The sequence below is a fragment of the Thalassospira lucentensis genome (genome assembly GCF_001613805.1).
Lineage (GTDB): Bacteria > Pseudomonadota > Alphaproteobacteria > Rhodospirillales > Thalassospiraceae > Thalassospira > Thalassospira lucentensis_A.
Window position 1 is genome coordinate 1 of record NZ_LPVY01000012.1, and the last position, 14,328, is coordinate 14,328.

The following is a 14,328-nucleotide window of genomic DNA, read 5'->3' on the forward strand; positions in this document are numbered from 1 at the left end:
GGACTTTCAGGGCGTTGTCCTTGAACACCTCGACCGCGCGGCCCATGGCGGTGATTTCGTCGTTACCCTTGACCGGGACGTCGATATCAAGATTGCCATCGGCCAGTGTCACCATGGTTTTCTGCAGACCGGCAAGACGGCGCAGAAGATTGCCACGGACATAGACGACATAAATGATCAGCGAGATCAGGATGGCGGCGGCGGCAACGACAGCCAGTGCCGTCAGGCTCTGTTTCTCGACCACTTTGGCCTGTGCGGCGGCATCCTGAACTTCGGAGTTCAGGGCAGCGACCAGTTCGGCGACACTGCTGCGCATCGCGTTGGCGAATTCACCGCTCTGGATGACCAGACGCTGGCTTTCTTCGGCAGCGGCCAGTTCGCGTTTACGAAGTTCGGGCAGGCTGTCATCACCCACCGAAAGCTTCGACATCTTGTCGATCAGTTCGACATAGAAGTTTTTAAGCCGTTCGTTGCCAATCGATTCCAGTGCGGCAAGGGCATCGGCATAGGTGCCGCGGATGCGCACCGGAATGATCGACAGGCGGACGGCCTGCGTTTCGGTGGTGGACGCGATGATCATGTTGGCAGCGGACGAACCAAGGCGTTCGATTTCCAGCACCGGTGAACGTGCGCTGATGGCGTCGTTCATTTTTATGAAGTTCTCGATCACTTCTTCGGTGCTTGCCGTGTATTTGGCGGACGGATCGTCTTTGAGCGACTGTGCATAGGCATTGCCCTGCGCGATGTCGTTCTGGGTATAGGACAGAACCGGTTTCAGCGTGTCGCCATAGCGTTTGGCAAGATCCTGGAATTCGCCCAGTTTTTCGGCCTTTTCGGCGGAAATGGCAAAACGTTCCTGGGTTACGGTGTGTAACTGGCCAAGGGTGTCCTGCAACTGAATGCGGTTGTCATTGATCGTTGCAATGACTTCGGGCATGAAGCCGGTGGCTTCGATTTCGTTGATCTTGTTGACCAGTTCCAGCAGGCGGAAATCAAGTTCTTCCTTGATGGCCTGTTCTTCGTCGGTGGAATTGGATGCAACGATGCGTGGCGCAATCGCCACGATTTCCGCGCTTTCGGTCGCCAGTTCCTGTGCGGCGGCGATTGGCGGCAGTTTTTCTTCTGTGATGGTTGTCAGAGCTTCGCCGAACTTGTTGAAAGAAACGGCACCCACAACGGCAGACACGACTGCCATTAAACCGACCAAGGCAAACGATATCAAAAGCTTGCTTTGGACCCCGAACTTAGTTCCCATTCTGTCCTACCTTCTTGTGCTGTTTCCCCGGGCGGCTTCTTCGTCCGACCGGGTTTCTTGGATCAGGCAACGGGCATTTTGTTGTTTTCGCCGCCCGGTTCGTAACCCCCGAGAGTTATACTTTAGAGTTATTTTTTCTTATTAAGGGACATTATTGAAATATTATTCACAGAACTGCAAGATGTAAGCAGTTCTGCGACAAAAAATCACGATTAAATCCATAAGTTGTATAAATCACAGGTGATGCGACCGGGTTTCCGGTGCGTGCCGGTTGATGGATGCGAACAGATGACGGATAGCTGGACCTTGTGTCGCAAACAGGATATAGGAGCGGTCGAAATTTCTGCCTGCCAGTTGTCCGGTCCGGTTCGGTCCGCCCGACTGGCGCGCAATCATCGCGAGACCGGTCTGCCCGGGAAGATCCCGCAGTTACCGGCCGGTGCCCGATTTGCACTGATCGACAACACGAAAAGAATACAGGTTTCAGGTTATGGCCGGCCATTCCCAATTTAAAAACATCATGCACCGCAAAGGCGCGCAGGATAAAAAGCGCGCCAAAATCTTCACCAAACTCGCCCGTGAAATCACGGTTTCGGCGAAAATCAGTGACGATATCAACAGCAACCCGCGTTTGCGTGCGGCCATTGCCGCCGCGCGCGTTCAGAACATGCCCAAGGACAACATCGATCGCGCCATCAAAAAGGCGACCGGTGCCGGCGAGGGCGACAATTATGAAGAAGTCCGTTACGAGGGTTACGGTACGGCCGGTGTTGCCGTTATCGTCGAGGCCCTGACGGACAACCGCAACCGTACCGCATCCGAAGTGCGTGCCGCATTTGCCAAAAGCGGTGGCAACCTTGGTGAAACCGGTTCGGTCGGCTTCATGTTCAACCGTCTTGGCGAAATCGTTTACCCGTTGGACAAGGCCGGTGCGGACGAAATGTTTGAAGCCGCCCTTGAGGCCGGTGCTGCGAATGCGGAAACCGATGATGAGAATCACATCATCGAAACCGAGATCGAAGATCTTAACGCGGTGCGTGAGGCCCTGACCGAGAAGTTCGGCGATCCGGAAAGCGCGAAGCTTGTTTTCCGTGCGGTTACCGAGGCCGATATCAACGTTGAACAGGCACAGAGCATCATGAAGCTTGTTGATGTGCTTGAAGATAACGACGATGTGCAGAATGTCTGGACCAATGTGAACTGGACCGACGAGATCGTTGCCGCGCTTGATAACTGATTACGCTTGCTTACGCCCGTCATTCCCTTTTGAATGACGGGCGTATTTTATTTTGCTCATAATAATAAGGTGGGGCGACGTGGTCAGGGTTCTTGGTATCGATCCCGGTCTTCAACGCACGGGCTGGGGGGTGATCGACCTTACAGACAACCGGATGCGTCATGTTGCCAACGGTGTCGTGACCTCGACACAGACGCTGTCGCTGGCGGAGCGTCTTGATCAGCTTCATAGCGGGCTTATGGATGTGATTGCGACCTGGACACCCGACGAGGCCGCGGTCGAGGAAACCTTCGTTAACAAGAACCCTGTTTCGACCCTTAAGCTGGGGCAGGCGCGCGGTGTTGCACTGCTCGCCCCGGCACGCTGTGGCATTCCGGTAACGGAATATACACCCAATGCCGTCAAAAAGACGGTGGTGGGTGCCGGTCATGCGGCCAAGCAACAGGTTGAGATGATGGTGTCCACGTTGCTGCCGGGATGTCAGATCCATGGCGCAGATGCGGCCGACGCCTTGGCCGTGGCGATTTGTCATGCACAACATGCCGGAACCCGTGCGCTTGCGGGGATAACAGCCGGTCCGGGGAGAAAATACAGGTGATCGCAAAACTTCGCGGAATTGTCGATTTCATCGGCGAGGACAGTGTCATCATCGATGTGAACGGGGTCGGATACCTTGTTTTTGCATCGCGCAGAACATTGACCATGCTGCCGCAAAAAGGTGGCGAGGCGGGGTTGATGATCGAAACCCATGTTCGCGAAGATCACATTCATCTGTATGGATTTGCCGATAACGCAGAAAAACAGTGGTTCGCGCTTTTGACGACGGTGCAGGGGGTGGGGGCCAAGGTGGCGCTGGCCCTTTTGTCTGTTTTAAGCCCGACCGATCTTTTGCGGGCACTTGCCGCACAGGATACCACCGCCCTTTGCCGTGCGCCGGGGATTGGCCCGAAGGTCGCGACCCGTATCGTTGGCGAGCTTAAAGACAAGGCCGCGCGTCTTAATCTTGGTCCGGTAGCGGCACCAGCCGCACCGGCAGCATCACCTGCCGCAACTTCGTCAAAAAAATCTGCCAAATCTGCCAAACCGGTCAGTGATGTGAGCATCGACACAGCCGAAGCCGCGCCGGTTGTGGATGATGGTGCGGTTCTGGCCGATGCGGTTTCCGCACTGGTTAATCTGGGCTATGGCCGGTCCGAGGCATTTGGCGCGGTTGGCAAGGCGGCCCAGCAGGCCGGTGAAGACAAGACACTTGATACCCTGATCCGTCTGGGACTGAAGGAGCTTAGCGCGTGAGCGAGGAAGAAGACCGTTTACTCAGCGGGGAACGCCGCGAAGAGGATTATCAGGACGGTTCGCTGCGCCCGCGTCGGCTGGACGATTTTACCGGCCAGAAGGAAGTGCGCGAAAATCTTGATGTTTTCATTCAGGCCGCGCGTGGCCGCGAAGAAGCCATGGATCATGTGCTGTTTTTCGGGCCACCGGGCCTGGGGAAAACCACACTTTCGCAGATTGTTGCCAGCGAACTTGGTGTTGGTTTTCGGGCGACATCCGGCCCGGTCATTGCCAAGGCTGGTGATCTTGCGGCCCTTCTGACCAATCTTCAGCCGCGTGATGTACTGTTTATTGATGAAATCCATCGCCTGAATCCGGCGGTCGAGGAAATCCTTTATCCGGCGATGGAAGATTTCCAGCTTGATCTTATCATCGGCGAGGGACCGGCGGCACGTTCGGTGCGGATTGACCTGCCGCCCTTTACCCTTGTCGGGGCGACGACACGGTCGGGGCTTCTGACCACGCCGCTTCGAGATCGTTTCGGTATTCCGTTGCGGTTGCGATTCTACGAGCCCGAAGAGCTGGTCGAGATCGTCGCGCGCGGTGCGCGGTTGCTTAATTTCGATATGACGCGCGAGGGGGCGATGGAAATTGCCCGCCGGTCACGGGGAACACCGCGTATTGCCGGGCGTTTGTTGCGGCGTGTGCGTGATTTTGCGGTGGTTGCAGGTAAATCGCCGGTCGATAAATTCATCGCCGATGCGGCCCTGACGCGGCTTGAGGTTGATAATCTTGGCCTTGATAGTCAGGACAGGCGTTACCTGAACTGTATCGCCGGGAATTACGGCGGCGGGCCGGTGGGCGTTGATACGCTGGCCGCAGCCCTGTCGGAAGAACGCGACACGATCGAGGATGTGATTGAGCCGTATCTTTTGCAGCAAGGGCTGATACAGCGCACCCCGCGCGGCCGTATGCTGGGCATCAAGGGGTACAAGCATCTGGGCCTTGTGCCACCGCGTGAAGGCAATGGTGTGCCGCTGGCGGATCTGTTTGACCAGCGCGCGGCCAATGCCGCAGACGGGACAGACGAATGACGGATACGCACGATACCGGTCTGCTCGGTTATATCGAAGGCAAGCGGCATATCTTCCCGTTAATGGTGTTTTACGAGGATACCGATGCGGGCGGGGTTGTGTATCACGCCAACTATCTCGCCTTTGCCGAGCGGGCGCGTTCAGCGATGCTTAACCTGTTGGGGTTTAGCAATAGAAGTGTTGCAGAGCGCCACAAAGTTGCCATAGCCGTTCGACACTGTACGCTCGATTTTCGCCGGGCGGCCCGGTTGGAAGACAGGCTGATTGTGGAAAGTCGCCTGATCAAACTGGGGGGCGCGTCGCTGGGATTCGAGCAGAAGATCATGCGGGACGACGAGCTACTCGTGGTTATCGAGATATATCTCGCCTGCATGTCGCTGCAAGAGTTACGGGCGCAAAGGCTGCCCGAAGAATTGAGAATGGCTTACGCAACCTATCTGGATGTGAACGAGGACTGAAGAGAATATGGAAAATCAGGTGGTCGACGCGGTAACGCTGGGGCAGTCGGTCATGGCTCATGACATGTCCATGTGGGGCCTGTTCATGCAGGCCGGGATTGTCGTCAAAACGGTGATGATCGGGCTGATGCTGGCATCGGTCTGGGTATGGGCAATTGTTTTTGAAAAACTGATGCGGTTGCGCAAACTGCGCGCCCAGGCAAATACATTCGAAGAAGCATTCTGGTCGGGCGGGTCGCTTGAAGACCTGTATGATCGTATCGCCGATCAGCCGCGCGATCCGATGTCGGCCATTTTTGTGTCGGCCATGCGCGAATGGCGTCGTTCCAACGCGCGCGGGGTCAAGGGCGAAACAATGCGCGCCCGCCTGCAGCAGCGTCTTGAACGGTCGATGGAAACCACGCTGGGCCGGGAAATGGACCGGGTTGAACGTTACATGACGTTCCTGGCGTCTGTCGGCTCGACCGCACCGTTTGTCGGCCTTTTTGGTACCGTCTGGGGCATCATGGTGTCCTTCCAGTCGATTGCAGCATCGAAAAACACATCGCTTGCGGTTGTCGCACCGGGTATTGCCGAGGCGTTGCTGGCAACGGCGATGGGCCTTGTCGCTGCTATTCCGGCGGTGGTGGCCTATAACAAGATTTCCAGCGACCTGAGCCGTTACGGTAATCGCCTTGAGGCGTTTGTCGACGAATTCACGTCGATCCTGTCGCGCCAGCTTGACGACGCGAGAGACTGATATGGGCGCACAACTCGCATCCGGATCGGGCGGAGGACGCCGCCGCGGTCGTCGCAACCGCCGCAAGGCCATGAGCGACATCAACGTCACCCCGATGGTTGACGTGATGCTTGTCCTGCTTGTGATCTTCATGGTTGCCGCACCCCTGATGACGGTCGGGGTCGAAGTCGACCTGCCGGAAACATCGGCAGCCCCGATGACCGGTCAGGACGAACCGCTGGTCGTGTCGGTCACCGGTGATGGCACCCTTTATATTATGGATAGTGAAGTCCCGCAGGACACGCTGGCCGAGAAGCTTTCGGCCATTACCGAGAACAAACGCGATACCCGCATTTTCGTGCGCGGTGACCGGGCAATCGATTATGGCCGTGTGATGGAAGTCATGGGCCTGATCAGTGAAGCCGGGTTTAGCAAAGTTGCGCTGATCGCGGAGCTGCCCGAAAAGGGCAAGTAAACCGACATGTTACGCAGTGTTCTGATTTCCCTGGCAGCCCATCTGGCGATCTTTTTGATTGCCTGGTTAGGCCTGCCGGAACTGTTCGAGGAAACGCCGCTGGAACTGCAGTCGATTTCGGTCGAGGTGGTCACGGTCGATGAATTCTCGGCGGCTCCGACCAAGGCGCTGCCAAAGCCGAAAGCCGAAGAAAAGCCGAAACCGAAACCGGCCCCGAAGCCAGAGCCAAAGCCCGTTCCGAAGCCGGAGCCAAAACCGGAACCCAAGCCGGAACCAAAGCCCGCGCCGAAACCGGAACCAAAACCGGAGCCGAAGCCAGAGCCAAAACCGGAACCGAAGGTCGAACCCAAACCACAGCCCAAGCCGGAACCCAAACCCGTTCCGAAGCCGGAAGTGAAGAAGGAACCGACCCCGACCCCGGAAAAGCCGAAACCAAAGCCGGTTGAAGCCAAAAAGCCGGAGCCAAAACCGGAACCGAAGCCCGAGCCGAAGAAACAGCCCGATCCGGAACCGAAGCGGACGCTTGCCGATATTCTGAAGGATGTGCGTAAAACCGAACCGAGCGCACAGCCGACACCACAGGATACACCGGAAGATACGCCCGAGGACAATGCCAGCGAGGTTGTCGCGACGCGTCTGGACGCACGTTTGACTATGAGCGAGCTTGACGCCGTCAAAAGACAGATCGAACGCTGCTGGAGCCCACCGGCCGGAGCCAAGGAAGCCGGGAACTTCGCGGTTGAAATTCATGTCAGCGCGAACCCGGACGGTACCGTCCGGCAGGCACGAATTAGCAACTCTGGCGAGATTGGTGGTGATCCATCACGCCGTACGATTGCAGAAAGTGCCCTTCGAGCTGTGCTAAATCCGCAATGCAGTCCTCTAAAACTGCCGCTGGATAAATACGAAATGTGGCGCACATTCACGTTCAATTTTGACATGCGTGAAATGCTGGGCCTGTAATGAATAAAATCATAAGTCCCTCAAAACGCGTGGAAAATAGCGAGGCAGGATGACCATCAAGACCAACGCATTCAAACGATATTGGGTTACACGCAGTCTGGCCGGACTGTGTGCCCTTGCCGTTGTCGCTGGCCTGGCCGTTGTACCCTCGGCACCGGCGCATGCCGAACTCCGTATCGACATCACCCGCGGTGAAGTCAAGCCGATGCCGATCGCCATTACCCGTTTCCCGGGTGAAGGTGTTTCGGAAACCGAAGTCGGCCAGAACATCACATCGGTGATCAGCAATGATCTGGCGCGATCGGGTCTGTTTGCGCCGATTGACGAAAAAGCCTTTATCCAGAGTGCCAGTTCGCTGGCGGTTAATCCGAACTTTGCCGAGTGGCGCGCAATCAATGCACAGGCACTCGTCAATGGTCGGGTCGTAACCGAACCGAACGGGCTTCTGCGTGTCGAATTCCGCCTTTGGGATGTTCTGGCTGAAAACCAGATGGCAGGGGTGGCCTATCGCACCCAGCCGAACAACTGGCGGCGCATCGCACACAAGATTGCCGACGAGATTTATAAACGCATTACCGGGGAATCGGGCTATTTCGATACCCGTATCGTTTATGTCTCCGAATCGGGCCCGGGCGATAAACGCGTCAAGCGGCTTGCCATCATGGATCAGGACGGTGCGAACCACCGTTTCCTGTCAGACGGCAAGTTTCTTGTCCTGAACCCGCGTTTCTCTCCGACGGCCCAGGAAGTGGTTTATATGTCGTACTTCAACGACAAACCACGTGTCTATGTTCTGGATATCGATACCGGCGAGCTTGAATTGCTTGGCGATTTCCCGGGCATGACCTTTGCCCCGCGCTTTGCCCCAGATGGCAATTCCGTGGTGATGTCCCAGGCTTTGGACGGCAATAGTGAAGTCTACGAGCTGGATCTGCGTACGCGTGAAAAACGCCAGTTGACGCGGCATCCTGCAGTTGATACATCGCCGTCATATTCTCCTGATGGTTCGCGAATCACGTTCAACTCTGACCGTAGCGGATCACAGCAACTTTACGTGATGAATGCGGATGGTAGCGGCGTCCAGCGCATCAGTTTCGGTGGTGGTCTTTATGCCACACCGGTCTGGTCGCCACGCGGAGACCTGATCGCCTTCACCAAATCACAAGGAGGTCGGTTCTATATCGGTGTCATGCGTCCGGATGGCAGTGGAGAGCGGCTTTTGGCCGAGGGCTTCCTTGTCGAAGGCCCGACATGGGCACCGAACGGAAGAGTGTTGATGTATCACCGCCAGCACCCGTCCAGGGACGGGACCAAGGATCGATACCGTCTGTATTCGATCGATTTGACCGGTTATAACGAACGAGAGATCGTTACACCGGCGGATGGATCAGATCCAGCATGGTCGCCCTTGATTCCCTGATATCTCAAGAGTATAGTCATCGCGAAGCACTGAATGCGATTCGCATTAATCGCGGGCATTTTCGGTGTCGCGAGACATGGAAAACACCACAATCGGGCGAATGTGTCCGGTGTTAAGGGGAAAACTTAAATGAAACTTCGGATTCTGAGTGTTTTTGCTGCTGCCGCACTTCTGGCTGCCTGTGAAACCGCACCTGACAGCTCTGCAACCTCTGCTGGCGAAGGTGTCTCGACCACCAATCAGCCGTCTTCCACTTCGAGCGCGCTTTCGGAAAGCAGCCCGGAATGGTTCGCGGTTAATGTTGGCGATCGCGTATTCTTTGGCTTCGACAAATATGACCTGTCGGGCGAAGCACGCCGTACGCTGGAACTTCAGTCTGCTTGGCTGAAAAAATACCCGCAGTACAAAGTCGTTGTCGAAGGCCATGCCGACGAACGCGGCACGCGTGAATACAACCTTGCACTGGGTGAGCGTCGCGCGAACTCCGTGAAAGATTACCTCGTTGCTCTGGGCATTGATCCGTCGCGTATCGAAACCATTTCCTATGGTAAAGAACGTCCGGTCGCTCTGGGCCACGACGAAGAAAGCTGGGCGAAAAACCGCCGCTCTGTTTCGGTTATCCGTTAAGAGCGTGCAGGTGAAAGCCTGAATTTCAAGGCGCCTGTTCCGTAAGGAACAGGCGCCTTATTTTTGCCGCCTGAAAATGTTGCAACATTAGATATTCCTTGATGACACGGGGAATATGATGTTCGAAATTACGACGAAGGACCCGAAAATGATCCGAGTTGGCCCGAAAACCGGTTACCGAAATGACGCCCTGCCGCCCCGTATGTCGGCCGTTGCGATTTCACCAACCGTTGGGGGGGAACAGGGGGCGTTGCGACGCAGCCCGATCGGCTATCTGTCGGTGTTTGCCGTCACGGCCCTGATGGGAATGACTGTTCTTGGCAGTGCGCCTGTGCATGCGCAGGACGCCAATATGACCCGTCAGGTCGAACAGCTTCGCAATGATCTTGATCTGTTGCAGCGTTATGTCTATCGCGAGGGTGTTCCTTCGGGGGGCGTGCCTGACAGTGGTGGTGCAAGTGGCGGAAGCCCGGCCGCGGCCCGTCAGCAGGTCCAGATCAACGATATCGAGCGCGCCGTCACACAGTTGACAGGGCAAATCGAGGAATTCGATTTCCGTATCCGCAAGATCGAAGATCGTCTTGAACGGCTGGTGTCCGATGTCGATTATCGCCTGAGCCAGCTTGAAGGCGGTGCTGCGACCGGTACCCAGACGGGTGCTGTTGCGCCATCTGCGGCGGCGGGGGCTGCGGCAGGGGCGGCTGCGAATAATGCAACCGGTTCGGCGGCACAGCCCAATACCGCAGGCGCGGGTCAACGTGTCGATGATCGTGGCACCCAATTGTTTGGCGTGATTGAAAACGAAGGCTCGCCGCCCTCTGTTCCGTCAGGTCCGGCAGGTACGTCTTCGGCGGCACCGGCCCGCACGGCAAGTGCCGCGGCCGGTGGTGCAGCACTTCCGGCCGGTACACCGGAAGAGCAATATCGTTACGCTTTTGATCTTTTGCGCCGGCAGGATTTCGCCGCGGCTGAAACAGCACTTGCCGCGTTTGTCAAAAGCCATCCGGACAATCCATTGGCCGGTAATGCGCAATACTGGCTTGGCGAGACATTCTATGTTCGCGAACAGTATGATCAGGCGGCTGTTGCCTTTACCGAGGGCTTCCAGACATATCCCGATAGCAGCAAGGCGGCGGATAACCTGCTGAAACTTGGTATGTCGTTGGGCAATCTTGGCAAGAACGAGGATGCCTGCACGACTTTTGGCCATCTGATTGCGAATTTCCCGAATGCGTCGGCGGTGGTGCTTGACCGTGCCCGCCAGGAACGCAAAACACGCGGCTGTTCGTAAAAGCAGACTGATGACAGATCGATCAAACGATATGATCAAATCTGATCCGGCGTCCGATGGAACACCATTGGACGCCGTTGTCTTTTCGCGCCTGATGAATGCGTTTGCGCCGTTTGAAGACAGCCCCAAAATTGCCGCGGCTGTTTCCGGTGGTGCGGACAGCATGGCGCTGGCGTTGCTGGCGAATGAATGGTGCCGGTCAAACGGTGGCGAATTGATCGCCATGACGGTCGATCACGGTTTGCGAGCCGATGCTGCGCAAGAAGCCATCTGGGTCGGTGAGCAGCTTGAAAAACACGGTATTGCGCACCGCATTCTGCGCTGGGAGGGGGAAAAGCCACAAAGCGGCATTCAGGAAGCGGCGCGCAAGGCCCGGTATGAATTGCTTGATCGCCAATTGGGTGCGTTGGGTATCCTGCATCTGCTGGTCGCCCATCACCGGGATGATCAGCGTGAGACGCTTGTGATGCGGCAGAACCGTGAAAGCGGCGTCATTGGACGGGCAGGGATGAGCGCACGTCGTTTTCTGCGCAATGCGCGCCTGTTGCGACCGTTATTGCCCATTGCCAAGGCCGACCTGATCGCAACGGTGCAGGCATACCGGCAGGATTGGGTCGAAGACCCGTCAAATCGCAATACCGGTTTCGAAAGGGTTCGCATCCGGCACGGTGCGACCCTGACGGATGATGCAGGTGGTGCTGATCCGGATCGTGGCACGGAAGAACGTCAGGCGGCTGAATATCTTATCGGTGATCTTCTGGCCGCGACCGTTCAGGTCGCGAATTGCGGTATTGCCCAAGTTGCATTTTCAAAATGGCGGGATACCGGAACCGGTGAAACCACGGCTTGCTATGGGCTTGGGCATATTGTCCGGGTGATTGGCGGTGAAAATTACATGCCTGCTTTTGATGCGCTGGCGGCTGCCTTGTTGCAATTGAGGGGGCAGGAAGACGCGCGCGTCAGTCTGGGCGGATGTGTGTTGCACCGCCGCGGCGATATTTTACTGGTTTATCGCGAAGTCGGGCGGATGGATATCGCGCCGGTTCGCATCAATCCGGCATTGGTGACGGGGCCGGCTGGTCAGCGCTGGGACAATCGTTTCGAGCTGATTTTTGACGGCATCAGGCAGGTTGCAACCGCTGATTATGCTGATTTTGGCCGGTTTGTGATTGCGCCGCTGTCTGCTTGTGATGCGTTTCACACACGGGCATTTCGGGCCGCCATTGGCAAAATCGCGCCGTTTGTTGATCGTTTACCGCGCGCCGCCCTTGCATCCATACCCGCCCTTTATGATAAAGAAGTCCTGCTTTCCGTTGGCGGGCTTGAGGTTTCGGGCATTTCCGACGTATTATCCGCCGCCGGTTGCCGGACGGCCCCGATGGGAGCAGAAAACGCAATCGGAATGCGATGGCGGTTTGCACCCCCGACACCTTTGTGGGAAAGTGGGTTTAAATCGTCGCCGAAACCCGACGTCCTACTTGCGTAAAGGTACCTTATCATTATCTGATGATCAGGCCGTGCGCAGGGCGATTGCGCGTCATGGCGAACACAAATTGCGATCAGTAGCTTGGAATGAATATGGGAAAAAATCTCGCACTGTGGGTTATCATTGCCATCCTTTTGGTGGCTTTGTTTAACCTGTTTCAGTCGCCATCAGGACGGAGCGGCCAGTCAACGCTGGCGTTTTCGGACTTCCTGGCCGAAGTTGACAGCGGCCAGATTTCAGAAGTTACGATCCAGGGCAACACTCTTACAGCGCAAACCCGCGATAACCGGACCGTTAGTGTTTATACCCCTGATTATCCGAGCCTTGTCGAACGTCTAAACGACAAGGGCGTTCGTATTATCGCCCAGCCGGAAGAAAGCCTGTCGCCGCTTATGAGCGCGCTGATCAGCTGGTTCCCGATGCTGCTGATTATTGGTGTGTGGATTTTCTTCATGCGTCAGATGCAGGGCGGCGGTGGCAAAGCCATGGGCTTTGGCAAATCAAAGGCCAAGATGCTGACCGAGAAATCCGGTCGGGTGACCTTTGAAGACGTGGCCGGGATCGAGGAAGCCAAGGGCGAGCTTGAAGAAGTCGTCGACTTCCTGCGCGATCCGCAGAAATTCCAGCGTCTTGGCGGTAAAATCCCGAAAGGCATGCTTCTTGTCGGACCTCCGGGTACGGGTAAGACGCTTTTGGCGCGTGCGATTGCCGGTGAAGCCAATGTGCCGTTCTTTACGATTTCGGGTTCCGATTTCGTTGAAATGTTCGTTGGTGTCGGTGCTTCTCGTGTGCGTGACATGTTCGAACAGGGCAAAAAGAACGCGCCCTGCATCATCTTCATCGATGAAATCGACGCCGTTGGCCGCCATCGTGGTGCCGGTCTTGGTGGCGGTAACGATGAACGCGAACAGACCCTGAACCAGCTCTTGGTCGAGATGGATGGTTTTGAGGCCAACGAGGGCGTGATCCTTGTGGCGGCAACCAACCGTCCGGACGTTCTGGACCCGGCATTGCTTCGCCCCGGTCGTTTTGACCGTCAGGTCGTTGTGCCGAACCCGGACCTTGAAGGCCGTGAACATATTCTTGGTGTTCATGCCCGCAAGGTTCCGCTGGGACCCGATGTTGACCTGCGCACTGTTGCGCGTGGTACGCCGGGCTTCTCGGGCGCGGATCTGGCAAACCTTGTTAACGAGGCGGCACTTCTTGCGGCCCGTCTTGGCAAGCGTGTTGTCACCATGGCCGATTTCGAGAATGCCAAGGACAAGGTGATGATGGGGGCGGAACGCCGTTCCATGATCATGACCGACGACGAGAAGAAGCTGACGGCCTATCACGAAGGTGGTCATGCGCTTGTCGCGCTGCATACCCCGGCATCCGATCCGATCCACAAGGCAACCATCATTCCGCGCGGTCGTGCGCTGGGTATGGTGATGCGCCTGCCGGAACGTGATCAGGTTTCCAAATCCTATGAACAGCTGATTTCCGACCTTGCGGTTGCCATGGGTGGCCGCGTTGCCGAGGAAATCATCTTTGGCAAGGACAAGGTCACCACGGGTGCGTCTTCGGACATCAATATGGTGACGCAATATGCGCGCAAGATGGTGACCGAGTGGGGCTTCTCGGACAAGCTTGGCAATGTCAAATATGTGGACAATCAGGAAGAAGTGTTCCTGGGCCACAGTGTTGCCCAGCACAAGAATGTTTCCGAGAAAACAGCCCAGCTTATTGACGAGGAAGTGCGTCGTTATTCCGACGAGGCATATGTCTTTGCCAAGCGTGTTCTGACCGAGCATCTTGACGATCTGCATGTTCTTGCCAAGGGGCTTCTGGAATACGAAACCTTGTCGGGCAAGGAAATCGAAGCGCTTCTGCGTGGTGAGGAAATCAACCGTTCGGGCCATTCCAATGGCAGCGGCAAGGATACGGGCAGCGGACGCCGTTCGACCGTGCCGACCACCGGCGGCGCACGCAAGGAAAACCCGGGTGAAGGTGGCGGGGATCTGTCCCCGGAGCCGCAGCCGGGCAGCTAACT

At 56.6% G+C, this 14,328-nt stretch carries 14 protein-coding genes; 13 read left to right on the forward strand and 1 reads right to left on the reverse strand.

Translation table 11 applies throughout. The features are described from left to right. The coding region (locus AUP42_RS11010) for a HAMP domain-containing protein (protein WP_231858243.1) at positions 1-1,195 on the reverse strand (1,195 nt) is incomplete at its 3' end. Positions 1,196-1,745: 550 nt separating this feature from the next. Here AUP42_RS11010 and AUP42_RS11015 point away from each other — a divergent pair. From AUP42_RS11015 to ftsH, 13 genes are all read left to right on the forward strand, one after another. Continuing rightward, positions 1,746-2,492 (forward strand): YebC/PmpR family DNA-binding transcriptional regulator, encoded by a 747-nt coding sequence (locus AUP42_RS11015; RefSeq protein ID WP_062951676.1) that lies wholly within the window; start codon positions 1,746-1,748, stop codon positions 2,490-2,492. Positions 2,493-2,571: 79 nt separating this feature from the next. Further along, positions 2,572-3,090, forward strand: coding sequence for a crossover junction endodeoxyribonuclease RuvC (gene ruvC, locus AUP42_RS11020; RefSeq protein WP_062951677.1), 519 nt, complete (start codon positions 2,572-2,574; stop codon positions 3,088-3,090). Beyond that, positions 3,087-3,785 (forward strand): Holliday junction branch migration protein RuvA, encoded by a 699-nt coding sequence (gene ruvA, locus AUP42_RS11025; RefSeq protein WP_062951678.1) that lies wholly within the window; start codon positions 3,087-3,089, stop codon positions 3,783-3,785. The genes ruvC and ruvA overlap by 4 nt, the downstream gene beginning before the upstream one ends. Further along, positions 3,782-4,858: a Holliday junction branch migration DNA helicase RuvB gene (gene ruvB, locus AUP42_RS11030; protein ID WP_062951679.1), complete on the forward strand. Its 1,077-nt coding sequence runs from the start codon at positions 3,782-3,784 to the stop codon at positions 4,856-4,858. The genes ruvA and ruvB overlap by 4 nt, the downstream gene beginning before the upstream one ends. After that, entirely contained in the window at positions 4,855-5,316 is a 462-nt protein-coding gene (locus AUP42_RS11035; RefSeq protein WP_062951680.1) for a YbgC/FadM family acyl-CoA thioesterase, read from the forward strand. The genes ruvB and AUP42_RS11035 overlap by 4 nt, the downstream gene beginning before the upstream one ends. Positions 5,317-5,323: 7 nt before the next feature. Then, the gene (gene tolQ / locus AUP42_RS11040; protein WP_062951681.1) at positions 5,324-6,055 is read left to right on the forward strand and encodes a protein TolQ; all 732 of its coding nucleotides are present in this window, start codon (positions 5,324-5,326) and stop codon (positions 6,053-6,055) included. Between the two features lies 1 nt (position 6,056). Then, positions 6,057-6,509: a protein TolR gene (tolR, locus tag AUP42_RS11045; RefSeq protein WP_062951682.1), complete on the forward strand. Its 453-nt coding sequence runs from the start codon at positions 6,057-6,059 to the stop codon at positions 6,507-6,509. Positions 6,510-6,515: 6 nt separating this feature from the next. Then, on the forward strand, positions 6,516-7,472 hold the full coding sequence (locus tag AUP42_RS11050; protein ID WP_062951683.1) for a hypothetical protein: 957 nt from the start codon (positions 6,516-6,518) through the stop codon (positions 7,470-7,472). A 49-nt stretch (positions 7,473-7,521) separates the two neighbouring features. Then, complete coding sequence (gene tolB / locus AUP42_RS11055) at positions 7,522-8,892, forward strand: Tol-Pal system beta propeller repeat protein TolB (RefSeq protein WP_062951684.1); 1,371 nt, start codon at positions 7,522-7,524, stop codon at positions 8,890-8,892. Positions 8,893-9,021: 129 nt separating this feature from the next. Then, a complete protein-coding gene (gene pal, locus AUP42_RS11060) occupies positions 9,022-9,519 on the forward strand; it encodes a peptidoglycan-associated lipoprotein Pal (protein ID WP_062951685.1) in 498 nt (165 codons plus the stop codon). Positions 9,520-9,667: 148 nt separating this feature from the next. Then, on the forward strand, positions 9,668-10,810 hold the full coding sequence (gene ybgF / locus AUP42_RS11065) for a tol-pal system protein YbgF (protein ID WP_231858244.1): 1,143 nt from the start codon (positions 9,668-9,670) through the stop codon (positions 10,808-10,810). A gap of 10 nt (positions 10,811-10,820) precedes the next feature. Continuing rightward, positions 10,821-12,296, forward strand: a complete 1,476-nt coding sequence (gene tilS, locus AUP42_RS11070; RefSeq protein ID WP_062951687.1) for a tRNA lysidine(34) synthetase TilS — start codon at positions 10,821-10,823, stop codon at positions 12,294-12,296. Between the two features lie 86 nt (positions 12,297-12,382). Continuing rightward, positions 12,383-14,326, forward strand: coding sequence for an ATP-dependent zinc metalloprotease FtsH (gene ftsH, locus AUP42_RS11075; RefSeq protein ID WP_062951688.1), 1,944 nt, complete (start codon positions 12,383-12,385; stop codon positions 14,324-14,326). Positions 14,327-14,328 lie beyond the last annotated feature (2 nt).

Bases quoted from the DNA above. Each gene is read 5' to 3' on its own strand.
- tilS (WP_062951687.1), top strand. From the start codon at position 10,821: ATGACAGATCGATCAAACGATATGATCAAATCTGATCCGGCGTCCGAT.
- ftsH (WP_062951688.1), top strand. From the start codon at position 12,383: ATGAATATGGGAAAAAATCTCGCACTGTGGGTTATCATTGCCATCCTT.
- tolB (WP_062951684.1), top strand. From the start codon at position 7,522: ATGACCATCAAGACCAACGCATTCAAACGATATTGGGTTACACGCAGT.
- AUP42_RS11035 (WP_062951680.1), top strand. From the start codon at position 4,855: ATGACGGATACGCACGATACCGGTCTGCTCGGTTATATCGAAGGCAAG.
- pal (WP_062951685.1), top strand. From the start codon at position 9,022: ATGAAACTTCGGATTCTGAGTGTTTTTGCTGCTGCCGCACTTCTGGCT.
- tolQ (WP_062951681.1), top strand. From the start codon at position 5,324: ATGGAAAATCAGGTGGTCGACGCGGTAACGCTGGGGCAGTCGGTCATG.
- AUP42_RS11015 (WP_062951676.1), top strand. From the start codon at position 1,746: ATGGCCGGCCATTCCCAATTTAAAAACATCATGCACCGCAAAGGCGCG.
- AUP42_RS11050 (WP_062951683.1), top strand. From the start codon at position 6,516: ATGTTACGCAGTGTTCTGATTTCCCTGGCAGCCCATCTGGCGATCTTT.
- ybgF (WP_231858244.1), top strand. From the start codon at position 9,668: ATGATCCGAGTTGGCCCGAAAACCGGTTACCGAAATGACGCCCTGCCG.
- tolR (WP_062951682.1), top strand. From the start codon at position 6,057: ATGGGCGCACAACTCGCATCCGGATCGGGCGGAGGACGCCGCCGCGGT.